The 26694-nt window shown below is 67.1% G+C and carries 22 protein-coding genes; 3 read left to right on the top strand and 19 right to left on the bottom strand.

The genetic code is table 11. The features are described 5' to 3' along the window. Positions 1-352: 352 nt before the first annotated feature. The 19 genes from GBA65_RS07560 to GBA65_RS07470 all read right to left on the bottom strand — a co-directional run bounded on the left by GBA65_RS07560 (position 353) and on the right by GBA65_RS07470 (position 20374). Complete coding sequence (locus GBA65_RS07560; protein WP_166396056.1) at positions 353-1987, bottom strand: molybdopterin-dependent oxidoreductase; 1635 nt, start codon at positions 1985-1987, stop codon at positions 353-355. Positions 1988-2385: 398 nt separating this feature from the next. After that, complete coding sequence (locus GBA65_RS07555) at positions 2386-3180, bottom strand: heparan-alpha-glucosaminide N-acetyltransferase (RefSeq protein ID WP_166396055.1); 795 nt, start codon at positions 3178-3180, stop codon at positions 2386-2388. Between the two features lie 106 nt (positions 3181-3286). Continuing rightward, positions 3287-4087 carry a phospholipase D-like domain-containing protein gene (locus GBA65_RS07550; protein ID WP_166396054.1) on the bottom strand — a complete coding sequence of 267 codons (801 nt, stop codon included), beginning with the start codon at positions 4085-4087 and terminating at the stop codon, positions 3287-3289. A 504-nt stretch (positions 4088-4591) separates the two neighbouring features. After that, a complete protein-coding gene (locus GBA65_RS07545; RefSeq protein ID WP_166396053.1) occupies positions 4592-5002 on the bottom strand; it encodes a hypothetical protein in 411 nt (136 codons plus the stop codon). A gap of 180 nt (positions 5003-5182) precedes the next feature. Beyond that, positions 5183-5830: an HAD family hydrolase gene (locus GBA65_RS07540; protein ID WP_166396052.1), complete on the bottom strand. Its 648-nt coding sequence runs from the start codon at positions 5828-5830 to the stop codon at positions 5183-5185. Positions 5831-5942: 112 nt separating this feature from the next. Beyond that, the gene (locus GBA65_RS07535) at positions 5943-6935 is read right to left on the bottom strand and encodes a hypothetical protein (RefSeq protein ID WP_166396051.1); all 993 of its coding nucleotides are present in this window, start codon (positions 6933-6935) and stop codon (positions 5943-5945) included. 426 nt (positions 6936-7361) lie between these two features. Next, a complete protein-coding gene (locus GBA65_RS07530; protein ID WP_266096554.1) occupies positions 7362-8147 on the bottom strand; it encodes a TerC/Alx family metal homeostasis membrane protein in 786 nt (261 codons plus the stop codon). 778 nt (positions 8148-8925) lie between these two features. Continuing rightward, positions 8926-9234 carry a hypothetical protein gene (locus GBA65_RS07525; RefSeq protein WP_166396050.1) on the bottom strand — a complete coding sequence of 103 codons (309 nt, stop codon included), beginning with the start codon at positions 9232-9234 and terminating at the stop codon, positions 8926-8928. Positions 9235-9364: 130 nt separating this feature from the next. Then, the gene (locus GBA65_RS07520) at positions 9365-9838 is read right to left on the bottom strand and encodes an STAS domain-containing protein (protein ID WP_166396049.1); all 474 of its coding nucleotides are present in this window, start codon (positions 9836-9838) and stop codon (positions 9365-9367) included. A 152-nt stretch (positions 9839-9990) separates the two neighbouring features. Then, positions 9991-10776: a hypothetical protein gene (locus tag GBA65_RS07515; protein WP_166396048.1), complete on the bottom strand. Its 786-nt coding sequence runs from the start codon at positions 10774-10776 to the stop codon at positions 9991-9993. A gap of 401 nt (positions 10777-11177) precedes the next feature. Beyond that, positions 11178-12125: an ABC transporter ATP-binding protein gene (locus GBA65_RS07510; RefSeq protein ID WP_166396047.1), complete on the bottom strand. Its 948-nt coding sequence runs from the start codon at positions 12123-12125 to the stop codon at positions 11178-11180. A 1-nt stretch (position 12126) separates the two neighbouring features. Next, on the bottom strand, positions 12127-13596 hold the full coding sequence (locus tag GBA65_RS07505; RefSeq protein ID WP_166396046.1) for an ABC transporter permease: 1470 nt from the start codon (positions 13594-13596) through the stop codon (positions 12127-12129). Positions 13597-13893: 297 nt separating this feature from the next. Continuing rightward, positions 13894-15006, bottom strand: a complete 1113-nt coding sequence (locus GBA65_RS07500; RefSeq protein WP_166396045.1) for a S1C family serine protease — start codon at positions 15004-15006, stop codon at positions 13894-13896. A 9-nt stretch (positions 15007-15015) separates the two neighbouring features. After that, a complete protein-coding gene (locus GBA65_RS07495; protein WP_166396044.1) occupies positions 15016-16068 on the bottom strand; it encodes a YncE family protein in 1053 nt (350 codons plus the stop codon). A 425-nt stretch (positions 16069-16493) separates the two neighbouring features. Further along, positions 16494-17246: a PRC-barrel domain-containing protein gene (locus tag GBA65_RS07490; protein WP_166396043.1), complete on the bottom strand. Its 753-nt coding sequence runs from the start codon at positions 17244-17246 to the stop codon at positions 16494-16496. Then, a complete protein-coding gene (locus GBA65_RS07485) occupies positions 17243-17890 on the bottom strand; it encodes a hypothetical protein (RefSeq protein WP_166396042.1) in 648 nt (215 codons plus the stop codon). The genes GBA65_RS07490 and GBA65_RS07485 overlap by 4 nt, the downstream gene beginning before the upstream one ends. A gap of 13 nt (positions 17891-17903) precedes the next feature. Further along, on the bottom strand, positions 17904-18923 hold the full coding sequence (locus GBA65_RS07480) for a diacylglycerol/lipid kinase family protein (protein ID WP_166396041.1): 1020 nt from the start codon (positions 18921-18923) through the stop codon (positions 17904-17906). Beyond that, a complete protein-coding gene (locus GBA65_RS07475; RefSeq protein WP_166396040.1) occupies positions 18916-19344 on the bottom strand; it encodes a hypothetical protein in 429 nt (142 codons plus the stop codon). The genes GBA65_RS07480 and GBA65_RS07475 overlap by 8 nt, the downstream gene beginning before the upstream one ends. A 199-nt stretch (positions 19345-19543) precedes the next feature. Further along, complete coding sequence (locus GBA65_RS07470; protein ID WP_166396039.1) at positions 19544-20374, bottom strand: sigma-70 family RNA polymerase sigma factor; 831 nt, start codon at positions 20372-20374, stop codon at positions 19544-19546. A gap of 186 nt (positions 20375-20560) precedes the next feature. Between GBA65_RS07470 and GBA65_RS07465 the strand changes: the two genes are divergently transcribed. From GBA65_RS07465 to GBA65_RS07455, 3 genes are read left to right on the top strand one after another with little or no spacing between them, the layout of a single operon-like run. Beyond that, positions 20561-22300: an ATP-binding protein gene (locus GBA65_RS07465; RefSeq protein WP_166396038.1), complete on the top strand. Its 1740-nt coding sequence runs from the start codon at positions 20561-20563 to the stop codon at positions 22298-22300. A gap of 29 nt (positions 22301-22329) precedes the next feature. Further along, on the top strand, positions 22330-25311 hold the full coding sequence (locus GBA65_RS07460) for a PAS domain S-box protein (RefSeq protein WP_166396037.1): 2982 nt from the start codon (positions 22330-22332) through the stop codon (positions 25309-25311). Next, complete coding sequence (locus GBA65_RS07455) at positions 25304-26008, top strand: response regulator transcription factor (protein ID WP_166396036.1); 705 nt, start codon at positions 25304-25306, stop codon at positions 26006-26008. The genes GBA65_RS07460 and GBA65_RS07455 overlap by 8 nt, the downstream gene beginning before the upstream one ends. The last annotated feature ends 686 nt before the right edge of the window (positions 26009-26694 follow it).

Here is a 26694-nt window from a genome sequence, read left to right as displayed (position 1 = left end):
GCGACGAGAAGGGCGCAAAACGGTCGTTCCGGCAGGCCCGCGAAGATGCTCCGGTCGGGCACGAGCAGAACGAACACTACGACGAGCGTCGTTGTGGGAGTCCGAAGAGCGTTCCAGCCCGACGACGCCACGAACTTCCCGGAGGCCGTCCCGCCGGCCCTTCGGGTAGCGGTTCTGCGTCATGGACGCATGCTCCGGTCCCGGATGCGAGGCGCCGAACCTGGGGTCGCCTCGTCACCATCGATCTCAGAAGGCGTACGGAAAGTCCGTCCCGTCGTCTCTGGCCTCTGCCGGGTGGGGCAAAGCGACCTCGCGTGGGAGAGGAGGGGGAATGCACCCTCGGGAGACGTACTCAAACGACGGTCGCCTCGATGGTGTGGTATCCGGTGGCCCCCGAGGGTATAGGCGCGGCCTCCTCCGCGGTCTGAGTCTCGCCCTCGCCGTCCGTGGCGCGTACCTTCAGGACGTACTCTCCGGGCTCGGCCTCCCACTCGTAGACGTACTGGCGCCAAGCGTCGACGTCGAGCTGGGCGGCGAGGCGGGCATCGTTCCAGGTCTCTCCGCCGTCCGTGGATACCTCGACGCGCTCGATGCCACGCGTGGGGGCCCAGGCGACCCCCCCTATGGGGACTCGTCCGGCCTGCACCGTGGCGCCGGGCTCGACGGTGTCGATGCGGCTCTGGGTCTTGACGGGGCCCTGCTTCGACCAGCCGCGTTGGATCCAGTACGCGTCGTAGCCCCGGTCCGTCAGCTCGATCTCGGTGAGCCACTTCGTCGCCGAGACGTAGCCGTAGAGGCCGGGGACGACGAGGCGGACCGGATAGCCGTGCTTGAGGGGCAACTCGTCGTCGTTCATCGCGAACGCAACGAGCGCCTCCTCGCGCTCGAAGGCCGTACGCGTCCTGAAACCGTTCGTCCACCCGTCCACGCTGCGACCGACGAGCTGCTCGTTGGCCCGGTTTAGTCTGTCCGGGGCCACGCCGGCCTCCCTTAGCACCTCCGAGAGGGGCACCCCGGTCCACTTCGCGTTGGAAACCAAGCCGCCGCCGACCTCGTTGGAGACGCAAGCCAGCGTTATATACGCCTCGATCACCGGCAGGGACATGAGGTCGTTGTACGAGAACTCCACGGGGTTCTCGACCGCGCCCCTTACGTTGAGCGTCCAGCGCTCGCGGTTTATGCGCGGCGAGGAGAGGGCGGTGTCGATGACGTAGAAGTCCTCGGCCGGCGTGATCAAGGGCGGCATGCCGGGCACCTCGATGGAGGCCTCCGGGGGAGGGGGCGGCACGCTGGTTCGGACCTGCGGTACGGCTTGGCCAGGCCCACCCCTCTGCGTGCTCTCCAGCGGCCTCGCGCCCGTGACCTCCGCGTCCTCCTCGCCGGTGAGAAACCGCCCGGTACCGGCGGCCGCGGCCCCCACCGCCGCAGCCCCGCCGGCCAACGCCAGAAACCCGCGCCGATTCACCGCCACGCCGCGTTCGGAGTGCGCCTCGCGGTACCTGCCGGAGAAGGGCTCGGGCTCGCGGCGCTCGGCGGACGCCTCTTCGCTTGCATCCTCCGGCCCGGCGCCCTCACCGCCGGGTACGCCGGAGGAGCGGAGCAGGAGGCCCGAGACGAGCGTGCCTGCGCCCAAAGAGCCGAGTACGGTGAGGACCGTGGCGACGGGCGCGATAAACGGCTCCATAAACGCCGCGAAGAGGGCCGCGGCCGCGAGCACCGCCACGCCCGCGAGGGCCGCGAGCCGGGAACGCCGGGCGAGGGCGGCGAGGCCGGCGCCCGACAGCAGCGCCGAGACCACGACGACGGCGATCAGGACCGGGGCCGCCGCCTTGCCCAGGGCGCCGATCCCCGCCGTCGCCAGGGCGCCGGGCGTCAGCTCGATGATGCGCTGGGAGATCGCGACCGGCACAGAAGGCACGAGCGCGTATACGCCGTGCACCAACTCCGCGAGGCCGAGGGCCAACGCCATGCCAGCGCCCCCTGCCAACGGCGCTCTGTATCCTGGTCTCAAGCCTTGCTCCCTTCTCCGTATCTGGCGCTAGAACCGCGCCCAAGATGGCGGTCTCTCTCACCCCTACACGTTGCACTCTTAGCTCTGGTGCCTGCTCCATCACGACGGTGAGCGGGCGACCTCGCGTCGCGTGTCTTCGTCCGTTCGATCCAGAGTCTCCTCGCCGCGGTAGAACTCGAAAGCGTCAGTTCTCGATCTCGGCCAGGGCGCGACCTCTCATGGCCGTGCCCCTCCCGCACGCTACGGGCGAAGGCCCGAAGGCGCGGACGGTTCCCATAAAGTAAGCCAAGTATGTTAAGGGACTGGAAAGATCCGGTTAGCAAACCGGTAAGAGAAACTAAGGAGTTAGTATCGGCGGGCGCCCGGAAATTTGGCTAAAAGCCGAGCTCGATCGCCCCCGTGACCCGTAGCACGGCTATCAAAATAGGCTGGTGTATAAGGTAGACGAGGAGGGTGTGCCTCCCCAGGAAGGCGAGCGGGGCAGCAAAGAGAGGCGCGTCCGAGCTCTCCGCGTCCGCCCCGCGCTGCCGGTATGCGACGTTGCCGAAGAAGAGGCCGAGCAGCACGACGCCGAACCAGGGCAGGAGGGGCCGGTAGTCCGGCATGTAAAAGCCCTCCGGGTCGACGCCCAAAGGCGCGAGCAGGATGCCCAGGGTACCGGCGGCGTCCACGCCTTTCGCCCGTAGGTAGACCCCAACCGCCACGAGGGCGACGCCAGCGAGGAGGTTCGCGAGCCTCAGCCGCAAGAACGGGTAGGCGAGCACGATCGAGGCCCCGATGAGGTGCAGGATGCCGAAGACGACCACCCCGAGGTCGAATACCCAGAACACCACGGTAACGAGCAGGCCGTAGGAGAAAATCCTCGACCCTCGCCGCAGGTACTTGCCGAACGGGCCGCGATCCTCGCCCGCTCGGCCGGCCCTCGCGGAGCTCAAAGAGAGCGAGAGACCCGCCAGGAACACGAAAGCGAAGGCGCTCGCATCCGCGAAGGTTCCCCAGAAGCCCGAGGTAGACTCGATCGGGAAGCCCCCGAGGACGTCGAGGTCGTAGACGAGGTGGTAGAAGATCACCGCGACCATCGCCAGCCCCCGGGCGAAGTCCACCTCCCAGTAGCGCCGGGCCTTCGCCGGCCGCCCTCGGGAGGCACCCGTTTGGATTCGGGGCGTCAAACCGGCGCCCGAACGGCGGGCGACGCCGGGAAGCCGCGCGACCCCAGCACGCCGGGGAGCGAGGCGAGGGTCGAGGAAGCCCTACGCGCTCGTGGAGCTGACGCGATCAGCCCAGTATCCTGAGGGGCGCGATGCCCCACTGCAGGGCTTTGTCGTAGGCTGGGCGGTCCTTCCACTTCTCGAGCGTGAGCTCTTCGGCGTTCGTCTTGTCCAGCTCGAACATCCGCTCCATCCGGGCGGCCAGACGCTCGCTGTAAACCTCCAGGTTGCTCTCGTGCAGGCCGAAGAAGCTCAAGGTGTCGACGTTGGAGGAGCCGACCGTGGACCATACCCCGTCGACGGTCGCGGTCTTCGCGTGGAGCATGAAGTCCTTGAACTCGAAGATACGGACCCTCGCACTCAGGAGCTCGCCCATGTAGCTTCTGGCGATCCAGTCCACGAGGGCGTGGTTGGACCTCTCCGGGATCAGGATCTCGACTTCGACGCCGCGCTCAGCGGCCTTGACGAGCGCGGTCCTGAACGCGGGCCCCGGGGTGAAGTAGGCCGTGGTCATGTAGAGACGCTCGTCGGCTCGGTCGATGGCCCTCAGGTACTCGTCGCGGATGGGGAAGGTGTGGGAGTAGGGGTCGTTGACGTGGAAGGCGAGCGTAGGGTCCCACGATCGGGCGCGCACCGGCGGCAGCTTCGGCAGGCCGTCCCGGCGGTACGTGTTCCAGAAGTCGGTGAAGGCCCGCTCCATCTCGTGGACCTCCTCCCCGCGCACGCGCAGGTGCGTCCCGCGCCAGCTCGTATACAGGACGCCGATGTTCCAGCCGCCGACGAAGGCCACCCTCCCGTCGACGGTCAGGATCTTGCGGTGGTCTCGGTGGGCGCTGCGCGGGTTGAGCGCGTCCTTCGTCCCCCTCACCCGGCGGAAGCGCAGCAGCTCGATCTCCCGGGGAAGCGCCTGAAAGCGGCGGGCTGGCCGAGGTTGGCGGCCTCGTCGAACACCGCGTACACCTCGACCCCCTCGCGAGCCTTCTTCGCGAGCGCGTCCAGGAAGCGGCGCCCCAGCCGTCGTCCTGCCAGATGAACGTCTCGATGAAGATCCTGCGCTCCGCGCCCTCGATCTCCCGGATCATGTCCTCGTAGAGCCGCTCGTACTCGGGGTAGAGCTTCAGCCCGCCCCCCGATTCCAGCTCCACCTCCGGCTGCTCCTCCCACGGGAACCCCTCCGGGGGCGGCCGGCGTACCCGACGCCGAAGCGCGGCCGTCGCCTCCACCGCCCCCACGAGCGCGGCCTCCGCCGCGAGCAAGGCGGCTAACGCGGAGAGCAGGGCCTTGAGCATCGTCCTCGTCAACAGGTCCACTCCTCATTCGTCGTACGGGGGCAGCAAGGGCCCGCCGGTGGGACGCCGCGTTCGCGGCGAACCTACCTCCTCAGCATCTTCAGGCACGTGATCCCCGCCACCAGGGCGCCCGCTGTGTCCAAGATCATGTCGACTATCGTGTCGAGCTTGGGCAGGATGACGTTGGGTCTGGCGATAAAGTGGTCGTAACCGAACTCCGCGATCTCCCACAGCGCCCCCAGCCCCAGGCCGAACACGGTTATAAAGAGCACCAGCAGGTACCCGTGCGTCCGCGCCCCCGCGAGCACCGCCCCATAGGCGTAGACCGCCAAGAGCAGCGTGAGGGCAAAGAAGTTGTAGGCGTGCAACGCCTCGTCGAACCAGAAGAACCGCTGGTAGAAGCCGAAGACGATGCTCACAACGGCGGCGGCAGCCCCCAAGAGGGCCAGGCCCCACACCGTCGCCTTCTGCGCCCTCGAAATCTGTTCGCTCACGAAAACGCTACCTCGCCCGCGCAGGTCCGCAACGCGCCGCCTCTGGAACTCTGGGGCGTACGCGTCCCGTCCGTGTCGGCGCAACCGTACTCCGCACTTCCCTCATCGTCCCCTCCTCCGCCCGCCTCCCGCCTGCGCGGCCCATGGTACGGCTCCGGGCGAAGTTTGCGGGCAGGCGCATCAGCGACCTAGCCGCTCGTAGACTGCCGGGTCCGCGAAGTCCCCGACGACGAACTCGGCCCCGGCTTCCCTGAGCTCGTTCGGCGCGTGCGTGGAGACGAGGCCCACCACCGGGATGCCCGCCTCCGCGGCGGACTTCACCCCCTTCGGCGAGTCCTCGAAGGCCAAGGTCTCCCCCGCCTGGAACCCGAGCCTCTCCAACGCGACGCGGTAGGGGGTCGGGTCCGGCTTCTCGGCGCCCACCTCCTCGGCGAAGATCATCGGATCGAAGGCCTCGTCGAGGCCTAAAGCCTCCAACGACCGGCGCGCGTCCTCCCTGGGGGCGTTGGTTACGAGCACGATCCCCATCTCTTGCCGGCGCCCCTCCTTCAGCAGCGCGCCGAGGCCCAGAATCGGCCCTACCTGGTCGGCACGTCCCCGGTAGCTTTTCGCCTCAGCCTCCAGAAGCTCCGACCTCTCCCCGTCGCCGAGGTGGGGCAGAAGCTCCCTTACTGCCTCCTCGTTCGACAGGCCGAGCAACTTCTCCCTGTAGAGGCTCATGTCCACCTCCAGGCCGTAGGGCCTCAAGACCTCCAGCCAGGTCGCGATGTGCAGCGCGTGGGTGTCGGTCAGCGTACCGTCGAGATCGAAGAACATCGCTTTAGTCATGCTGGCACCTTTCTCGAAAGAGTCGCGACGGCTCGCGAGAAGGGGCGCCGGTACGTCCGGCGCCCCTTTAGAGCCTGCCCCGCAAGTGGCGGGTGCTTGCCCGCGAGCCGTCCTACTGGCTCGTCGTGCCGCCGCCCTGCATCATCGGCTGGACCTGGGTCGCCATGATGGCGGGCCCGTCCGCGAAGGCCGAGACGAACTCGTTGTTCACGTCGTACTGGACGCCCATCTCCTGCTCGAACGTGGCGGCGTCGAACTGCTCGAGCGTCCCCGTCACCTGAACGGTCTGCTGCTCCGTGAGGTTGGGGCCGTTGCTCGTCGACACCAGGACGCCCTGCTCCCCGAGCGCGCCGGCCTCGGCCTCGTAGAGGCCCTCCTGCTCGGCCGTCTGCTCGTTGACGATCACGAACGTGTTGGGGTCGATGACCTCGGCGACCGCGCCGCTGACCGTCAGGTTCTGGCCGTAGAACTCCGCCGGCTGGTCCACGATCTCCGTGATGCCGACGTTCGTGCCCTGCTGCATCATCGTGGTGCCGCCGGCCTGCGGGGTCAGCACGAAGGAGTCCGCGACGACCGCAGGCCTACCCTCGAACTCCCCGAAGACGCCCTGGTCGAGCTCGTAGCCGACCTCCTGCTCCACCTCGTTCAGGTTGAACTCGCGCACGTTGCCGGTGGCCTGCACGAGGTCCTGCTGCTGGATCTCGAAGGCCTCGCCCTCGGGGACGCCCTCCACGATCTGATCCAGCTGCTGGGCGCCCACCACGAGCAGCCCCTCGTTGACCAACTCGCCGCCCCCGATGACCACGGCATTTGGGCCGACGACCTCGGTCACGAGGCCGCTTACGGTGGCCGTGTTGCCGTAGAACTCGCTCGGGTTGTCGAGGATGTCGGCCACGCTGGCCGCGCGCGCCTGCCCGGCGGACTCGGCCTCCTCCCCCGCCGGTACCGTCTCCTCTCCGCTGCCCGACGCCGGCTCGTCGCCCGCGCCGCCGCACGAGGCGAGGAACAACGCGGATGCCAGCATCAGCAGCAGCCCCACGCCCCACGTACGAAAGCGACCGTCCTCGCGGCCTACACTGAGGGCCCTGGCTTTCCTTTCTCTCACAAGCATCTTCTCCAAAAGTTTCGTCGGTCCAACTTCGCAAGCGTCTTTCCTGGGTAAGGGTCCTGACCGTCGGTGGCTCTCCTCTCTCGCTTACCGTTGCGCACCCCAGTGTGCCGCGAAGAGTTTGGTCTGCTGTAAGGGGTCGTTAGCCCTCGGTCAAAGTAGCGTTAAGCTATCTTTACAGGCGGTTTGCGCGACGAGGATGCCGGTAATCCGCCGGCGAAGGTGTAGCGAGACGACGACCGAGCGCGATCCGAACGGGACAGATGGCCGGGCATTGGGGTGCCTACCTCTGGGGATGCCACGCAAGAACGGAAGCACCGTCGGACGATGATGGGCCTGCGTGTCCTCCGCCCCGTCCTCGTCGACGACCGAAAGGCAACTTACGGCCCTAACCCACGGTTCGTCAACGGCTTCGCGCGGCTATCACCCCGAGGTCTTCTCCCCGCTCGTGGCCTTCAATGACAAGACGATGGAAGTCGTTATGACAGCAGCGATGATCGCCAGCGAAGCGTAGATCGGGACGTGGATCCCGAAACCCTGGAGCACGAACTCCGCTCCGAGGAAGATCAGGATGGCGGCGAGGCCGTAGTGCAGGTAGACGAAGCGGTCGACCAGCCCCTCCAGGGCGAAGTACAAAGCCCTCAAGCCCAGGACGGCGAAGGCCATAGCCGAATAGGCCACGAAGGTGGTCTGGGTAAGCGAGAGCACCGCCGGCACCGAGTCTATGGCGAAGATAACGTCCGAGGCCTCGATGACGACCAGGGCGGCCAGGAGTGGCGTCGCGTAGCGCTTGCCGTTCTCGTTCACGAAAAAGTGGTCGCCGCGGTAGTCCTCGGTGAACGGCAAGACGCGCCTCAGGAGCTTCAGCGCGCGATTGTCCTGGGGATCCGCTTCCTCGTCGTTCCCGCTGCGGAGCAGCCTGATGCCTGTGAAGACGAGGAACGCGCCGAAGACGTAGACCACCCAGGAGAAGGCCGAGATCAGGGCCGAGCCGGCCAGTATGAAGAGAAACCGGAACACCAGGGCGCCGATGACGCCCCAGAACAGGACGTGGTAGCGGTACCTCTCCGGCACGGCGAGGCCCGAGAAGATCACGGCGAAGACGAAGACGTTGTCGATGGAGAGGGACTTCTCCACGAGGTAGGCGGTAAGGTACCTGCCCGCCGCGTCCGGCCCCCCGACGAACCAGACGAAGCCGCCAAAAGCCATGGAGACCGCGATCCAGAACCCCGACAGCCATAATGCCTCGCGAAAGGGTATCTCTTGGCCTTGCGGTGGAGCACGAAGAGGTCGAGGCAGAGCAGCGCGACCACGAGCCCGACGAAGACGGCCCACGCCCAAAAGGGGAAAGTCGCGCTCGCGGGGGCACTCACCCGCCCCTCCTCCCCCTCGCCCAGTCGTTCCGATGGGGAGACGCGGCTGGCGACGATCGAATTTTTGAGGGCTGCGAACGTTTCAGGTCTGGACCCAATACCCATTCTCCTACGAGACCTACCCCTCGAGGATTTTTGGTGGACCTATGTTGCACGTGCTCTCCTCTCCATTACGCAACGTATTCACCTACGGCCGGCCCGCATCGGCAGCCACGTCAGGGCGTCATAGGTGTACGTTGAACGTGTATCCTTCCCGTGCAAGGGGCCGTGGCGCGCGATCACGTCAACCGCGAGAGGCCCCAACGAGGCTTTCAACCGTCTTGGGTGGTACTCATCGCGGTAACCTACTCGCCGTTCTCCCGCAGGGCATTGCTCGTCTTCGAGCAGGGAGATAGTCCCGGTTCACGTCCGGCACCGGCGTCAGGATCGCTGTCCCTCGCGGCTGCCCACCGTGGTGCCGCTCTTACCCGCCGCACCGGTGAGCGGACGCGTCCTGAGGAAGGATCTGCGCTTCTCTGCGTGCTGTCCCCGCTCCCACGTCCCACTCCCCTGCCTATTGCGAGAACGTTGAGCGGTCTACCCAGCCTTGTCCGGCCCTTGGCGAGAGAAACAACTTAGTCGGGGTACCCCGGAGGAAGCGGGTCTTGTATCGACTCCTTTACCCCGTCGGCGTCCCCATCGTAGGGGCCAGGAACGAACCCCTGCCCCACGAGCAGTCCGACAAACAGGGCGGCCGTACACAGAAGGATCGTCGCGCTCCCGAGGGTGCGCGCTCCGAGGTAGTATCCGGCTACTCCCAGGGCGATCCCCACGGCCTCGGTCGCCATGGAGACGAAGTAGGCTCCTACTACCGCTAACATCAAGCCACATATGCAGAGCGCTCGCCCAATGAACGCCCTGTCCACTCCGGTTGTCCCTTCCATGATCTCTCCTCTTCTCGTCGGACCCTCCAGGAACAGCGCAAAAGAACGCGCAGTTCTGCTACTCCTTGCTGGAAGCCTGGTGAGGCCAACTCGTTCAAGCTGGCATGGTCGGCCTCGCTTTTCGAGGCGGTTAACCTTGCGGCCCTCGCCGTCGATACGCAACGTCGGTCGCCCGGCGTTTACGTGCTTTACGTGTATCGAGTAATGTTTTGCCCGCTGTGCTCTCTGCGGCTTCGGTGCTCTTCTCCCGAGGCTTCGGGGGCAACCCGTCGGCGGTGCGAGATGCAGTCTCTTCGCTCGGGCGGAAGACGATCCAGCCCTCCAGGCCGCACGCTGCCACGCCCAACTCGACCTGCGGGGAGGGGTTGCACAGCGCGAGGTTCTCGCGATAAAGCCAGTACTCTACCACGAGCTCCCAGAGACAAGCGGAGTCCATAAAAGTTACCCCGGACAGATCCACGCGTACCGGCGAACCCCAACTCGCGGCGCTATTCAGGGTCTTGCCGAGGGCTCTCCTTGCCTGAACGTCGAACTCCCCGGAGAGCTCGACGAGTATGCCCACTTGGCTTGGTTCATGAATGCGAATTTTGGTCGAGTTCTCCACGTCAACTTCCTCCCTCAGTGCGAGCCATCCTTGAACGGAGCGCGAGGATGCCAGTGGCCGAACGACATGCTGCAATGTACGCGTCTCGGCGGGGGGATCGATCCCCCCGCCGAGACGGATGCTTAGAAGACCGAGAGCACCGGCGGCTTGCGTTAGTCGTTGTCCTGGGCCATGTGGCCGATGGGCTCCTTGGAGCGTCCGCCGAGGTAGCCACCTACAGCAGCGGCGATGGCCGAGACCAACAGCCCAAAGAACGCGCCTATCGCTCCGTTCCTCACCGCGTTGGCGAGCTGGTCGGGACTGACGTTGGGCAGGTTGGGGTTCGGTACGTTCACGCCCCCCGGACCGAACAGGCCGAGCTGACCGACCACGTTACCCAGGGCCCCGAATATCGAGCCGAGCCCCAGAGCCGAAAGCACCAGGATCAGCACGGTGCCCAACGCCCACACCAAAAAGCCGTTGAGGAAGCCGGTCGCGGCCCCCCTCACCGCGGAGGTCATCCCCGCGACCGCGCCGCCGGTAAAGAAGGCGATGAGGCCCACGATCGCCGGCACCCAGGCGCTCCCGGTGTTCTCCGCGCTGACGCCTACGAGCCCAAGCCCGATCGCAAGCAGCTGAAGCAGCAGGAGGGTCGTGATCGCCGTGATCAAACCCGCCCAGATCGGACCCCACCTCGCGCTGTCGCGCCGCATTACCAGGTCGGTGCCCCCTCGACGTTCGGGGTAGGGCACCGCCGTCGGCCGGTTGGGCTCGACGGGCTCCCGCTCGCGCTCCGCGGCTCCCCCTGCGGGCCGCTCCTCGCTTGCCACGCCGTCACTCCGACCCCCGTCGCCGATGCGGTGGACCTCCACGGCATCCGGATCGTTGCCGTGCGCCCCGGCCTCCTCGGGCTCGACGGCCCGATCGCCGCCTACCCCTCTATCTCTGCGCCTGCCCATCCGCTCCTCTCCTTTCGTGAACCTGCTCGGCGCTGCATCGAGAACACAATTGATGTATCTGATGTGCCTCGTGCCCTCGCGCCTTTACACGTCCCCCACGTTCTAACTCCGGCCGATAAGCGGGCCGTAAGCGTTGTGTAAAGGGAGGATTAAGTGCGAAATACTGAACCCACAGCGGTTGAATCTTGTACATAGCCGGAGGCCGATGGCTTGGCGCCCCGCGCTCGCGGTTTTGATGCGTCACTACGCATCCAGCCCTCCAACACGCTATTGCTACCCCGGGCACGCCGCCTAGGTAGACCCTCTGGCAGGGGATGCCGAGGCCTCGTGAGATGCGTCAATCCCTAGAATCTCACTGGTACCTCCGAAACAGTTGCGGACGCGAAGCCGGAACTTACCTCCTACTGCTCCCGCACCAGGCGGAAGAAGACCTCGTCGAAGGAGGGCTTGGGGACGTTGGCGGAGCGAATGTCAGCCCAGTCGAAGGCCTTGAGGACCTCGGGTAGCTTTGAATCGGCGTCGTCCACGAGGAGCCGCACGACGCTCACGGCTTCTCCTTTTCCGTTTTGTCCTCCGCGAACCTCGACGTCGCTCCCCAGGTCCTCAAGGAGGCCGAGGTGCTCCGTGAGGCGGCTGGGTTCGCCGGCCACATGCAGCTCTATGTTCTCGCCGCCGAAAGCCTGGTGTCGGAGCTCATCGGGGGTACCTGCGGCGACGATGCTACCGCCGGCCAAAAGCCCGACGCGGTCGCAGAGCTCGGCCTCGCCGACGTACTGCGTCGTGACGAAGATGGTGCGCCCCTCGTCGCGCAAGGAGCGGAACTCCTCCCAGAAACGTCGTCTGAGGATCGGGTCGAGGTTCGCTGTGGGCTCGTCGACGAAGAGGAGCTCGGGCTCGTGGACGATCGCCGCGGCGAGTTGCAGTCTGCGCTGCATCCCCCCGGAGACGTCCCCGGCGACCTTCCGCCGGTGCTCCCAGAGCTCGACGAACTCCAGGGTCTCCCGCACCCGCCGCCGGCGCTCCCCGAAGCGCAGCCCGTACAGACCGGCGACGAAGTTGAGGTTCTGGCGCACGGAGAGCTGGCCGTAGAGCACGAAGCCCTGGGGCATGTACCCGACCCGGCGCTTCTCCTTCGGCCCGAACGCGACCGGGGCCCTGCCGAGCACCTCGACCTCCCCTTGCGTGGGCGAGAGGTAACCGGTAAGGGAGCGCATGAGGGTGCTCTTGCCCGCGCCAGAGGGGCCTATGAGGCCAAAGATCTCCCCCTCCTCGACCGAGAGGTCTACCCCCTTGAGTACCTCCTCCCCGCCGAAGCGCTTGACGAGCCCCTCCGCCCGTATCGCCGCCACGCTAGTGCTTCCTCCTGCCCACAAAGAACCGGGCGGCGCCCAGGGCGACTATCGCCATCGCGCCCAGCCCTGCGAGGTCGTAGGTCGAGACCGTCTCGCCCCGGATCATGACGTCCTGCAACGCCCTTATGCCGTACGTCGCCGGCAGGAAGTTCGAGACGAGTACGCCCGGCCCCCTCATCTCGCTCAAAGGGAAGAGAAAGCCCGCGAAGAAGCCGCTCGCTATGAGGAGGAGCATCGAAACCTGAACGGCCTGGAGTTGGCTTTTGGCGAGAGCGGAGATCAGGAACCCCAGGCCTAAAGACGCTACTGTGAGGAGCACCATGGCGAAGGCCATCCTCAAGTACCCGCCCTCTACAGGGACGCCCAGAAACCCCGCTAGCACCGCAGCTACCGCCAGGTTCACCCCGAGCACGAGCCCGAGGTAGGTCAGAAACTGCCCGGCCAGGAGCTCCCCGGGCCTCAAGGGCGAGACCTCGAAGAACTCGTAAGCCCCGCTCAGGCGCTCGCGCACCACGGCCAACGAGGCCAGGCTCACGGAGATGTGCTGGACGAGGATCGCGAGCACCCCCCGCGCGTAGAAGCCCACGACGTCCGGGGGCGTGGCCAGGTTCTCGGTTTCGAGCCGGAAGGGGTTCGTGAGCACCTGAGGGGAGACGTCGTCGGGCAGCGCCGCGAGCGCCTCCTGCGCGGAGTTGACGCTTTCTCGCAGGTCGGTCAGCCCGCTTCTCTCCCCGATAGTCCCCTCCCTCTGGACCTCTCGCACCTCTCCGAGCACGTTTTGTGCGTCGTTGATCCCCCTGAGCGTCTCCGAGACGTCCCCCTCGACGGCCTCGGACTCCTCCAGCGCTCCCAAGGAGCCCTCCAGGGTGGCGAGCGCCTCGTCGAGCTCGGTCGTGACCGTCTGGGCCTCCTCGGAGGCTAACTCCTCCGCGGCGGCGCTCGCCTCCTCGAGCCGGCGGTCGAGCTCGTTCAGCCGCTCCTGTATCGTGCGCAGGTTCCCGATCTCGCCGCCTATCGTCGTCTCTATGAGGCTCTGGTTGAGGTCGAGGACCAGGGCGTAAGCGCGGGCGGGCACCCTGGTCCCGAAGACGGGATTGATCGTGTTGTAGACCACCCCCAACGGCGTCCTTTCGCCGCTCGCGACGGTTCCCAAGGGATCGGGCGGTATAGTGATCACGGCGTCGACCTCCCCCCTCTGGAGCCGCCTCCTCGCGGACTCCAGGTCGCCAGTAGTCCCCACGAACTGCGTGCGGTCGGTGAACTCTTCTCTGTAACGTTCGAAGAGCTCGGCGCCCTCGCTGCCGGGCTTGACCACCACGAGGGCGCGCGGCCTAAGGATGTCCCGCACGTCCAAGCTCAAGCCGAAGGCCGTCATGATCAGGACCGGCCCCACGAGCAGGAGCAGCAGAAGCTGCGGCTGACGCACCAACGCCCAGAACTCCTTCGCGGCGACCGCCCCGATCCTCAATTCCTGCCTCCTAGTGCTAGCGCACCGGTTTCGTTGTCGCTGGGAACCGGCGCAACCGTATGAAGGGCCGGGACCGGCCGCTCTCCCCGCAACGTACCCCAACCCAACACCCGAGGCCAGAGTCGTCGCTCATCTGTGCCCGGTCATCGGGCGGTGTACAGTCACGCCGCGGGGCACCCTCTTTGCGGGACGAGGCCCGCCCCCGCAGCCGGATCTTCACACGCAAAAGAGCAGACCCCGTGACCTCCCTTTGCCCTCGTACTTTGCGTATCCTCGCTCTTGCAGCGGTCCGGTTGTCTAGCGATTGCGCTCCCCGAGCTCCACCGTCACCGGAGCCTCCTCGCCGTTGTTCACGACCGTCATCTCCACCCTGTCGCCGGGGGCATAGTCCCTGAGGGCGGCCAGCAGGTCTCCCGTGTCGCGGATCGCCTCCCCGCCGACGGCCGTGATCACGCTCCTCGGCTCTATGCCGGCATCGTCGGCCGGGCTCCCCGACTCGACCTGCGTGACCAGCGCCCCCGTCTCGGTGGGGAGGCCGTACCGGTCGGCGATCTCCATGGTGAGGTTGGAGACCCCGACGCCGAGGTACGGGTGCGTCGCCTGCCCCGTCTCGATGATCTGGTCGGCCACCGAGATCGCCGTCGGCGACGGGATGGCGAAGCCTATGTTCACCGCCCCGGTCTGGGCGGGCGGCAGGTAGGCGGCGTTTATGCCGACGACCTGGGCGTCCTCGTTGACCAGGGCGCCCCCGGAGTTGCCGGGCGAGATGGCCGCGTCGGTCTGTATGAGGTCCACGAGCGCCTCCTCCTGCCTGCCCCCGGTGAGCGAGGCGGGCACCTCGCGGTTGAGGCCGCTGATCACGCCCTGCGACACCGTGGACTGGAACCCCGACGGGCTCCCCACGGCGACCGCGAGCTCGCCGGGCCTGAGGTCCAGGTTCTCCACGAAGTCCGCCGCCGGCAGGTTCTCCCGATCGACGCGCACGACGGCGAGGTCGGTGGACGGGTCGGTCCCTACGACCTCGCCCTCCTCCGTGGAGCCGTCGGCGAACGCTACGTTCACCGTCTCGGCCCCCTCGACGACGTGGTTGTTGGTGATGATGTAGCCGTCCTCGCGGTAGATGACGCCGCTCCCCAAGCCCTCGCCCTCCTGCGGGCCCAAGGGAGTCTCCTGGATCGCCTCGACGTTCACCTGCACGACGGAGGGCTCGACCTCGGCGGCGATCTCGTCGACCGGCCAGTTCGCCACCGCTTGGGAGGCGTCGCCTCCCTGAGCCGCCGCGGCCCCCTCCCCTTCTGGGGCACCCCCTTGCTCTTCCTCTCCGCCGCTCCCGCAACCCGCCACGAGCAACGCCGCCAGGACGGCGACGGCGGCCCCGGCCTTCTTCTCCCTAGAAAACGAACGTCTCATGTTTCCTCCTTACTCTTCTGTCGGGGGCTTGGAGAAGAGCAGCACGAGGCGCTCCCCCTCGAGTGTCACGAAGACGCCCTCCTCCCCGACTGCGATGCCATTCGGTTCTTCCCCCGCTTCCGGAGGAAGTTCGACAGCCTGAACCGTTTCGAGGCTCGTGGCGTCAAGCGTTACCAGCCTCTGTGGGGTGACCGCGTGCAGGAAACCCGGCTCCGCGGCCAGGTACAAGACGGGCTCGCCGAGGTCCCGCTCCTCGACCACCCCGAGCCCCCCGCCGCTCCTCTCGGGCTCGACTGCGACGATGCGCCCCGTGCCGGTCTCGCTCGCGTAGGCCCTCTCCGAGTTTTCGGCGTCGACGGCGAGGGCTGCGGCGTCGAGGGGGATCTCTCCCTCGGGGAAGGGGTCGGTCCCGAACGCGTGCGCAGAGACGCCCTCCGGGCCCGCGAGCCAGAACTCGTCCTCGATGTCGGGCGAGGTCGCGATGAGCGTCTCCTCGCCCCCGTCCACGCGCCTCTCGGCCACGGGGTCGAATGTGTCGAAGCTTACCGCGGTGACTGTTTTGCCGTCGGCGGAGAGGGCGTAGATGGCGTTCTGGGGGCCGCTCATAGCGACCCGAACGGGGGGCTCGCCCGCGTCGAAGGTGCGGATCTCCAAGAGGTCGTCGGTCTGCAGGGATTGGATGTGGTCCAGCTCCGGCTGCGGCACGAAGGCGCGGCCCTCCCTGTTGCGGTCGAGCGCCATGTTCTCCCCGGCGCTCTCGCCCTCGAGGTCCGCGCCCCCGGCGACCACCAGTCGCGGGTCCTGCTCGTCGGGTCCCGCGAAGAGGCCGCCCTCGGGCTCCTCCACTTCGAGCTTGACGATCCCGTCGCCGTCCTCGGTGAGGGCCAGGAGGGCCCCTCCCGAGGCAGGCTGGTAGGCCGGGGCCCTCAAAGGAACCTCCGTCTCCAGCGCTACGACCTGCCCGTCGAGGTTGTCGCCAGCCCCCTCCTCATCGCCGCCCTCGCACCCCACGAGGAGAAGGGCGGACGCCGTTAGGAGCAGGCCGAGGGACCAACGCGACAACCGCCCCTGCGCCCCAGAGGCTCGACCGTCGTCATCGAACGTACGTGTCACGCCAGAAAGCCTTTCTCTTGTTCTGCGTTCTGCTGCCAAGGGCTGCGCCGCTTTCGCTCGAAGCCCTCCGTTTGTGGGACACGAGGACCCGGCGCCCCCCAACAACGGTGCCTGAGGCGGTAGCGACACCCTCCCGAGCGGCCGAACCGATGTCCGTCGTGGCCCCTCCCGGCGTTACCCGTCTTGAGGGGGCCGGTGGAGGAACCGGCTCCCGGTCGCGAAAAGCTTGCGGGTGAGCCCATCCGCCGGAGAATCGGCCGCAGTACGTCTCTGGGTTTCCCTCGTGCTCGTTTTTTCCTCCGGGCCTACGCACGACGCGTGTACGACCGGCGGGCCCGGACCGGGAGCTACGGCAGTATCCTTTCACGGAGCTTCTAGCGGTAGACCCAGTACGGCGGTCGTCCATAGTGCTCGTGGAGGCGCGTCTCGTACTCGCGATCCAGAGGAGCGTTTGGGTCCCATTCGGGGGCGCCCTTTATCTCGTCCTGCGTCAGGTCCACGTACAGTTCCTTCTGCGGCCAGCTCACGGAGGAGGTCCAGCGCGGCGAGATCAGCACCTTCTTGCCGGGCAGCCAGTCGCGCGTGTCCACTACGACGTAGCGGATCTCCCACCCCTCGTCGTCCACGACGAAGTCCTCGACGTGTCCCACCCCGCCGTCGGTGGTCCCGATGGAGTAATCTTCGACCTCCTCGGTGCTCCTGAGGTGAGGGTCCCCCTCCTCGCGCGGAACGCCGACCTCGGCCGCTCGATCGCGCACGTACGGCCCCGGTTGGATCGGGGCGGCGCCCGCTGCGGCCTCCCAGCCGCTGCCCCAGTAAGGGGAAGCTCCGTAGCCTTCGAGGCGTGCGGCCTCCTCCCCTTCCGCGACCGGACGATCGGTCTCGGCGCTGGGGGCGTTCTTCACCGCTTCTTCGGTGAGATCCACGCGCAAGACGCGGGCGTCCCGGTCAGCCCCCTCGACGTGGTCGGGGACGACCAGGACCTGCCGGTTGGCGATCCACCCGCCGGCCCTGACGACGACGTAGCGGACCTTCCAGCCCTCGTCGTCGAAGCGGAGACCCTGCACGATGCCGGCCTTGCCATTCGTCGTCTGGATCGAGTACCCCTTCAGCTCTTTCGCGCTCAATAGCATTGAGCATCTCCTTTCCGAATTGTTGTTCCGTAGCGTTCGTTTTCGCCGGATCTGCCGCGACGCCCTCCGTCGTTGCTGGAGGAACCAGGGATCTTCTCCACGGCGTCGGCCAGTTCGGTCATGCGCTTCGAACTGCCGATCCCGCAGCCCTCGAAGAGCAGAGGGTCGAGCGTCCACTCGGTCTCGTAGGACTCGCCCGCCAGGTCCTTGTAGCTCGTGGTCAGCCTTATGCCGTCCTCCAGCCCCCTCTCCCTCAGCACCGGCGCCAGGTCCGGCAGGCGGCCCCACAGGTGGCTGATCTGCCCCTCCGGCTCCAGGAAGGGCAGCCCCTTCTTCAGGTAAGGCAGGTCCGAGACGACGAGGCCGTCTGGGGCGACGACGGGGGCCGAGAACGCGAAGGAGGCCTCCTTCGCGGGGGCCTTGTTGAAGTTGCGCACGACGGTGCCGACATTGGGGAGTCGGCTGTAGTCGGCGCTGACCACGACCATAGGCCGTCCGCCGGCGGTGCGCTCCTCCTTGCTCCGGCGGATCCACTCGCGGTAGAGCTTGACCAGGTAGTAGTAGCCAGCTCCGATGACGCGCACGTTCAGGACGTTGGAAATGGCGGCACCCTCCTGATCGACGTTCTGCCAGTTCACGATCGCCTCCTGTTCACGCCTGCGAGACCACGCGCAGAGCCCGATCGGAAAGTCTTTCCGGGGGTTCCGGGGCGTAGCCCGAACCGACGATCACCTTCAGGGCGCGGGGGATCACCGAGAAGTCGACGGGACCGCGGCCTACGAGCTCGCCGTCGGCGTTGAACCCGAACCCGCCCGGAGGCACGGTCTCCACCCGGATGCTCCTCCCGCGGGCGAAGAAGACCCCTTCGTCCCCCAGGTAATCCGCCCCGGTGAGGGCCTTCCGGCCGAGGCCGAGCAGCCCGGACAGACCGGCCTCCTCAACGACCACGAGGTCCAGTAGCCCGTCCTCGGGATTTGCCCTGGGGATGGCCGGCCAGCCGCCGCCCGCGTAGCGGCAGTTGCCCACCGCCACGTTCAACGCCCGAACGCGGCGTTCCTCGCCGTCGACGACGAGCCTGACGACAGGCGCGTGGAAGCTTCGGGCCACCTCGACGAAGGCCCTCGAGTAGGCGAGCTCTCCCCACCGGCCCTTGAGACTCTCGTCGTCCGCAGCCTCGGAGACCATCTCCCCGGCGCCGCCGACGGCGACGTTGACGAAAAACCTCTCGCCGACCTCCCCGGAGCGGACCCTCGCAGCGTCCAAGACGCGCGTACGGCCCGCGCGTACCGTTTCCAGAGCATCCTTCGGATCTGCCGGCACCGTCAGCGTTCGGGCGAGATCGTTGCCGGTGCCCGTCGGCAAGAGCGCGAGGGTGACCCCCTCGGGGAACCCGGCCAACCCCAACCCGTGCACCGCCTCGTTCACGGTACCGTCGCCCCCCACGACCAGGAGGAGACCGTCGCGCCACTCGCGGGCGGCCTCGCGCGCCTCCCCGAGGCGCCCCGTGCGGACCCACTCGACGCCTCGGTCCGCCAGAGCGGCGCGCAGGTGGGCCTCTCCGTCCCATGCACCACCCCCAGACGTCGGGTTGTGGATCACCCGCACGGGCGCTCCCTCTGCGCAAGCCGCGCTCATCGCGCGGCCCCCGATGCCGCCCCCATCGTCACCCATCCGTATGGAGAGGTTCGCCTATAGTCCCACCGACGAGAGCGCCGAAAACGTTGATCGCGAACAGGGCAAGACCGGCCGACACGCTGTCGCCCGTGAGGCCGAAGCACGACGGCGGTAAGGCCACGCCCTCCGCGAAGACGATCTCGAAGGGCGTCAGGATCAACGTGAGTATGATCCCCACCGTCAGGCCGGCGAAAGCCGCTAGCGTCCCGTGCTTTTGACCCGAGTACCGCGCCGATCTTGCGGCGAGGTAGCCCCCGAGGAGGTAGGAGAGGAAGCCCGCCACGAGGGAGACGACCACCGCCGCGGCTGTGAATGAGCCGCGCTCGACTTCCGGTCCGAGGAGCAACCCGTAGAGCAGCCTCAACAACGTACTGATCACGATTCCGGCCAAAACGGCCGCCGTCCAACCGATGGCCACCGCCCTCCACCGAATACCTTCCGTGGCACCCGCCGTTCTGTTGCGCATCCCGAAGAGCCCTCTCATCATTAGCCGGCTTCATGCCCCTAGCCACCGTTCTCGGTGAACGCAGAACCTGTGCAAAAACCGCCGTTGGTCCTCTGCGGAAGGGGCGTCGAGGCGCGTCCCACGGGCGGGGACTGCGAGCCTTCAAGATCGGTCATGCGACAGTCTTTTGGGAGGTGGCCGCGCCGGTTTGGATGGCCTGCTCCGCCCTCCGCTGTAGCTTGCCGACTTGCTTTCGGGGGAGCCGGAGTTCCGCGGAGAGCTGGGCTATCCCTGCGGGCTCACGACCATCGAGTCCGTAGCGCCTGACGAGAACCTGCCGCTCCCTGTCGGGGAGGCGAAGCACGGCGAGGCGGAGGTGCTCGACCTCGCGGGCCCGCACGACCTCGTCCGATACGTCCGGGGCTCCCTCGTCCTCGACAAAGTCCCCAATACGCGCCGTCTCCTCGGGGCCAACCGGCAAGTCGAGGCTGGTGGCATCAGGCATCGCGCTTACCACGAGCCGCACCTTGTCGGTGGCCCACCCGAGCCTCTCCGCGACCTCCTCCTCCGAGGGATCGCGCTCGCGCTCGGCCAAGAGCGCGTTGTAGGCGCGCGCTACGTCCTTGATTTTCTCGGCCATATGGGCGGGCACGCGGATGGTGCGCCCCTTGTCCGTCACCGAGCGCTGCACGGCCTGGCGGATCCACCAGGTCGCACAGGTCGAGAAACGGTAGCCCCGGTCGGGGTCGAACTTCTCCACGGCCTTCATCAGGCCGATGTTCCCCTCCTGGATCAGGTCCTCGAACGGCAGGCCCATCCCGCGGTACTTCTTGGCGACGGAGACGACGAGCCTGAGGTTCTTCTCGATCAGCCTCCGGCGGGCCTTCTCGTCGCCGGCCTTGGTCGCCCTAGCTAGACTTCGCTCCTCGTCGCGGGAGAGTAGCTCGTTCCGACCAAGGTGCGCCATATAACCCATCAGTAGCTCCGGCGCCTGCATCGTCATCTCTTACCAGCCTCCTCGTCCGTGTTAGCGTGCTTCGCTTCCCGAGCCCCTTTGGGGCGTCCGGTAAGGAGTCTTGCAGGGGCCGATTGGCGGTCGGCAAGGTTCGGTTAAGAATCTGTAAAGGTTCGGTTAATGCCGCTTACATGCCGGCGGAGGCTCGGAGGTGCTCGGGTACAATTCATCGAAATGAACTTCAAGTTTCGGGTCTGGATGCCGTTGGCGGCGGTGCTGATCGTGCTGCTCTCCGTCGCCACGGTGCTACTTTACGTGCTCCCCGCCGCCGGGGCCCGGCTAGGGGGCTACGTCGAAGACCGGACGTTCGCCCGGGCGGCCGCCGCGGCGAGCGCGGTTTCGAGAGCGGAGGCCAGCGATGTCCGGCGCGAACTGGAGCTCGCCGCCGAGACGAGCGGCGGGGAGATGCTCATCGTCGACCGGCAGGGCCGTGTCGTAGCCCGCGCGGGCGAGAACGTCATCTCGCCCTCCGGGGAGCTCCTGCGGAGCGCTGCCGATGGGGAGCGCATAAACGAGACGATGGGCGACCAGAGGGTAGCGGTGGCCCCGCTGATCCGGGAGGGCAACCTCGACGGAGGGCTGGTGTTCGCGCCCGGGGAGGCCGAAGACGTCGTCTACCGGCTTTTCCTGCGCAGCGGGGTGGAGGCGGCGGCTGTCGCCTCGGTCCTGGGCGGGGGCCTCGCCCTGCTGTTGGCCACCCTGCTCGGCCGGCGCGTCGAGCGAATCGCTCTCGGCGCCCGCGCGATGGGGGGCGGCGACCTCTCGCAGCGCATCGAGCCGGGACCTAACGACGAGCTTGGGGAGCTGGCCGGGACCCTGAACGTGATGGCCGAGAGGCTCGAGAACTCTTTTCTCCGGCTCAAGGAGGGCGGCGCCACGCTCAACGCCATCCTAGACAACCTCTCGGAAGGCGTGCTCGCGACGGACCCCGAGGGCCGCGTGGTCTTCGCCAACAGCGTCGCCCGGCGGATGCTCGACCTCGGGGACGGCGAGGGACCGTTGGGCAAGACACCCAATCCCTGGAAGGACTTCGATCTTCGGCGAGCGGTCACCCGCTGCGCGAACAGAGAAAGCTGCTCGGAGGCGAGGGTGCGCGACGGGGACACATTCTTGCAGGTCAAGCTGGAGCGCCTCCCCGGTTTCGGCGGGGGCGGCGGGGTGCTCGTGGTGATCCGGGACCTCTCCGAGGGGCGGCGCTTGGAGGCCAACCAGCAGCGCTTCCTCGCGAACGCCGCCCACGAGCTGAAAACCCCCATCACCACCATCCTGGGTGCCGCGGAGCTCCTTCTCACCGAGGACGACGACGATCCCGAGGTCCGTCGGCGCTTTCTCGCCCACATACATTCCGAGGCGGAGCGCATGCGCAGGCTTTCGGAGACCCTGCTCAGGCTGGCGCGGACCGGCTACGACCTCCAGGAGCCCGACCTCAGGACCCTGGACCTCGACGGCGTGGCCCGCGAAGCCGGAGAACGGATGCAACCGCTCGCGGAGAGCGCGGGACTCGCCCTTAGCGTGCGAGGACGGGGAGGGCACGTGAGGGCCGACCACGAGTGGCTGGAGCAGGCGCTCCTCGTCGTGCTCAACAACGCCGTGCAGCACTCGGCACGAGGAGGCGAGGTAAGGGTACGCATCGAGGCCGAAGCGGTAACGGTCGAGGACGACGGCAGCGGGATCGGCGAGGAGGACCTGGAGATGGTCTTCGAGCGCTTCTATCGCGGGCGTCGGGACCCCGAGAAGGACGGCGCGGGAGGGAGCTTCGGCCTTGGGCTCCCGATCTGCAAGGAGCTCGTCGAGAGGATGGGAGGCACGATCTCGCTGCGAAGCGAGGAGGGCGTGGGCACCGAGGTAAGGATCGAGCTGCCGGAGGCACGGAAGTTGCCCCAGGAATCGATGGTTCGGGAAGGTCTCGAGTGACCTCGTACGACGAAGCCACTCGCTGGGCCGTGGGCGATCAACTTGCCGAGGGCTTCCTCGCCTACGACGCCGAAACCAAGCACGTCCTGAAGTGCAATGAAGCTCTCCAACTCATGCTCGGGTACGCCTCCGACGAGGTACACGGGATGCGCATTTACGACTTTTTCGCCCACGACAGGGAGGACCTGGACTCGCACGTCCGGCTCGTCCTGGCGGGAAAACACCGGCGCATCGAGGAGTACCGGTACCGTCGCAAGGACGGCTCGATCGTCGACGTCGAGGCAAGCGCCAGGGCGGTCGACTACGGCGATCGGAAGGCGGTATGCGGCGTCGTCCGCGAGGTAACAGAGCGTCGGCGGCAGGAGCGGGCGTCGAGGGTGGATCAGGAGAGGCTGCGGCTGGTGATGGAGGCCGCCGGGATGGGGGTTTGGGACTGGGACTTCCGTACCGGCGAGGTCGTCCGGTCCTTTGTCCCCGAACGCCTGCTTGGCCTCCCCTCCGACGGTCTCTCGGGAGGTCCCGAAGCGATCCCCGAAAACATCCACCCCGAGGACCGCGAGCTTGCGCGAGCCGCAATAGCCCGTTCCTTGGAAGGAGGGGAGGACTACGGGGTCGAGTACCGCGTGGTCCAGCCCGATGAGAGCATCCGCTGGATAGCCACACAAGGTCGAGTTCTCCGCGACGACGAGGGTCGGCCAGCGAGGATGCTCGGCGTCACAAAGGAAACCACCGAGCGAAGGCGGACGGAGGAAGAGGCCAGGCACCTCGCCGAGAACCTCGAGGCGCGGGTCGCCGAGCGTACGTCGGAGCTGGAGGCCGAGCGAGCACGCCTGGAGGCGGTCTTGCGGCAGATGCCCTCGGGCGTCGTCATCGCCGAGGCCCCTTCCGGCAAGGTCGTTCTTTCCAACGAGCGCGCAGAGCAGATCCGGGGTCGCCCCCTCCCGCCGTACCTCGGAGGGTGGGAGCGCGACGAGTACGAGGGCCTGCGTCCCGATGGGGAACGTTACGCGCCCGAGGAGTTTCCGCTCGTACGGACCGTCCGAACCGGTGAGGAAGTGCGAGACGAGGAGATGGTAATCACGCGCGGGGACGGCGACCGGGCCACGGTGCGTGTCAACTCTTCTCCGATCCTCGACCGCGACGGACGTATGGTGGCGGGGGCAGCGGTCTTCTACGACATAACCGAGGGGAGGCGAGCCGAGGAGCGACTGCGGGAGAGCGAGGAGCGCTTCCGGGCGACCTTCGAACAGGCCGCCGTCGGCATCGCGCACGTCGGCGTGGACGGCAGGTGGCTGAGGGTGAACCAGAAGCTTTGCGACATCGTCGGCTACACCCAGGAGGAACTCCTCCGGCGTACTTTCCAGCACATCACCCACCCCGAGGACCTCGACGCCGACCTGGTACAGGTTCGAGGATTGCTGGAGGGCAAGATACGGACGTACTCGATGGAGAAACGGTACCTGCGGAGGGAGGGTTCGTCGGTCTGGGTCAACCTTACGGTCTCGCTCGTACGCGAGCCGTCCGGAGAGCCGAAGTATCTCATCGCCGTCGTAGAAGACATCGACGAACGCAAGGGCGTGGAGAGGGCTCTCCGGGAGAGCGAGGAGCGGTTTCGCCTGATCGCCGAGAACGCCCACGACCTCATCAGCATGACGAACCTGGAGGCCCGCTACACCTACGTCAGCCCGTCTCACGAGGCCGTGTTGGGGTACACGGCCGAGGCCTTACTGGCGATGAGCCCCTTCGACCTCATACCACAGGAAGATACAGCGCAGCTCGCGGATTGGGAGAACGCTCCGCTGACCCGATTCCGTGCCCGAAGGGCCGACGGGTCCTGGTTGTGGATGGAAGGCTCAAGCTACACGGTAACCTGGCGGGGCGAGACGCACGTGGTCGGGATCGCGCGCGACATCACCGAGCGCAAGCAGGCCGAAGAAGAAATCCGGCGGCTCAACGAGCAGTTAGAGAGACGCGTCCAGGAGCGCACGGCTCAGCTGGAGGAACAGAAGGCCACACTCGACATCATCCTGGACCACCTCTCCGAAGGGGTCCTGGCTACCGACGTCGAGGGGCGCGTGGTTTTCGCCAACCCCGCCGTCCGCGCCATGTTCAGCCTGGGCGCCGGAGACTTTCCCGACGAGACGCCGGACCCCTGGGGAGACTTTAAGCTACCCCAAGCAGTCTCCCGCTGCGCCCGACAGAAGGAGAGCGCAAAGGCCAGGGTAGCCAGCGGGGAGACCGTGCTGCAGATCGGCTTGGAGTACGTGCCCGGGTTCGACGAGGGGAAGGGTGGAGTGCTGGTGGTGATCCAGGACCTCTCCGAAGGCAAGCGCCTGGAGGCCAGCCAGCAGCGGTTCCTGATCAACGCCGCCCACGAGTTCAAGACGCCCATTACCACCATCCTCGGCGCCGCGGAGCTCCTCCTCACCGAGGACGAGGACGATCCCGAAACGAGGCGCCTGTTCTTGGGTCACATCCACTCCGAGGGCCAGCGTTTGCAACGCTTCTCGGACACCATGCTGCGACTGGCCCGGGTAGGCTCGGACCTCGGCGAGTTCGCCCCACAAGCCGTCCACCTGGGGAGCACGTTGGAGGCGTCGGTAGAGCCGATGAAGCCGCTCGCGGAGAGGTCGGGGCTGGAGCTACACGTAGAGAGCGATGAGGCCGGTTGGGTACGCGCCGATCCCAGGTGGCTCGAGCAAGCGCTTATGGTCGTGCTCAGCAACGCTGTGAAGTACTCCGCACGCGGCGGACGCGTTTGGCTGCGGGCCCGCGCCGGTACCATCACGGTGGAAGACGAGGGCGAGGGCATAGACGAGGTCGACCTCCCCCACGTCTTCGAGCGTTTCTACCGGGGTAGGCAGGGCGCGGGACAGGAGAGCGGCTCCGGATTGGGGCTGGCGATCTGCAAGGAGCTCATAGAGAGGATGGGCGGGGACATCTCCCTCGAATCCGAGGAAGGCGTCGGGACGAAGGTAAAGATCCAACTGCCGGAGGTAAGAGATGTCTAAGGTACTCGTGGTCGAAGACGACCCGGCCGTCAGGGACGTCGTAGAGCATGCCCTTTCGCGAGAAGGCATGGAGACGTCGGCGGTCGGGGACGGGGAGTCGGCGCTCGAGCGCCTGAGGGGAGAGGCCGAGCCGTTCGACCTCGTCGTCCTCGACGTGATGCTCCCCGGGATGGACGGCGTCGAGGTGTGCCGCGAGATCCGCTCGGGCGGTCCCGCGAAAGACGTGACGATCCTGATGCTCACCGCCCGCGACGACGAGACGAGCGTCGTGGTCGGCCTCGAGGTCGGCGCCGACGACTACGTGACCAAGCCGTTCTCGCCGCGCCAGCTCGTCAGCCGGGTCCGCGCCCACCTCAGGCGGCGGCGCCTGAGCTCCAAGGCCCCCGAGGAGCAGAGGAGGCTCGAGTTCCCGGGCCTGATGCTCGACCTCTTGAGGCGGCAGGTCACCGTCGAGGGGAACCCCGTGGAGCTCACCGCCAAGGAGTTCGACGTCCTGGCGCTCCTGGCCGGCCACCCGGGCAGGGTGTACGGGCGCGAGCAGATCATGCGCCACCTCTGGGACGGCGACTTCTTCGGAGAGCCCAGGGCGGCCGACGTCCACGTCCAGCACATCCGCGGCAAGATAGAGCCGGACCCCAAGAACCCCCGCTACGTCCAGACCGTCCGGGGCGTCGGCTACCGCTTCGCCGAGCTCTGAGGGGCCGCCATGCGTGCGCCCCAAGTGGCTGATCGGGCGGGGGCTAACCCCTCGCGCCGCGCGGCCTCGCCTCCCCTGGCCCGGGTGTTGCCCCACGGACCAGGCCGCGGCCGGAGCGGCGCGGGCTCGGGAGCGGCGCCCATAGAGCACGCTCCGTATCGCCCATCGGCGCGGGTGATTCGGAGAATGGGCCTGCGGCACGGACTGCCCCAGGGTATGTACACTCCATGCGTGGTGAGATCCAGGACAAGCCTGCCGCGATTGTTGTTCGCGCTGCTGGTGGCCGCATTCGTGACTTTTTCCGCAGCTGGACGCCGCCGGTTACTGCGGCGCTGACGGCTGCCCGAGGATTACGTACTCGTCGCATGGCGCGGACGGGGCGTCCGGGGGCGCGAATCCTTCAGGGGTCTCCTTCGTGGTTGCCGCGCTCGTCGCCGTGCCGAAGGCTTTATCCGCCCGCGTGGTCAGTCTTGCGCTCTCGTTCCCGCCTCTCGACGTCCTCCTTAGCGTAGCCCGCTCCCCGGAAGTGCCGCCGCCTAAGCCTTCGTTTAGCTAGAGTAAGAGATTTCTGTCCCAAAGCAGGGACTCTACGCGACCCTACTCCCCATACAGGGTGGCATAGAGCACGAAGGCTGGATGGCAGGAGCCCTACCCCCGAAGCATCGTCGAGAAGACTCGGAGGATGC

The sequence above is a fragment of the Rubrobacter marinus genome (assembly GCF_011492965.1).
Classification (GTDB): Bacteria; Actinomycetota; Rubrobacteria; order Rubrobacterales; family Rubrobacteraceae; genus Rubrobacter_F; species Rubrobacter_F marinus.
This window is presented reverse-complemented; position numbering and strand designations above follow the sequence as displayed.

Bases quoted from the DNA above. Each gene is read 5' to 3' on its own strand.
- GBA65_RS07540 (WP_166396052.1), bottom strand. From the start codon at position 5,830: ATGACTAAAGCGATGTTCTTCGATCTCGACGGTACGCTGACCGACACC.
- GBA65_RS07525 (WP_166396050.1), bottom strand. From the start codon at position 9,234: ATGGAAGGGACAACCGGAGTGGACAGGGCGTTCATTGGGCGAGCGCTC.
- GBA65_RS07470 (WP_166396039.1), bottom strand. From the start codon at position 20,374: ATGACGATGCAGGCGCCGGAGCTACTGATGGGTTATATGGCGCACCTT.
- GBA65_RS07515 (WP_166396048.1), bottom strand. From the start codon at position 10,776: ATGGGCAGGCGCAGAGATAGAGGGGTAGGCGGCGATCGGGCCGTCGAG.
- GBA65_RS07500 (WP_166396045.1), bottom strand. From the start codon at position 15,006: ATGAGACGTTCGTTTTCTAGGGAGAAGAAGGCCGGGGCCGCCGTCGCC.
- GBA65_RS07455 (WP_166396036.1), top strand. From the start codon at position 25,304: ATGTCTAAGGTACTCGTGGTCGAAGACGACCCGGCCGTCAGGGACGTC.
- GBA65_RS07465 (WP_166396038.1), top strand. From the start codon at position 20,561: ATGAACTTCAAGTTTCGGGTCTGGATGCCGTTGGCGGCGGTGCTGATC.
- GBA65_RS07480 (WP_166396041.1), bottom strand. From the start codon at position 18,923: ATGGGTGACGATGGGGGCGGCATCGGGGGCCGCGCGATGAGCGCGGCT.
- GBA65_RS07530 (WP_266096554.1), bottom strand. From the start codon at position 8,147: ATGGCTTTTGGCGGCTTCGTCTGGTTCGTCGGGGGGCCGGACGCGGCG.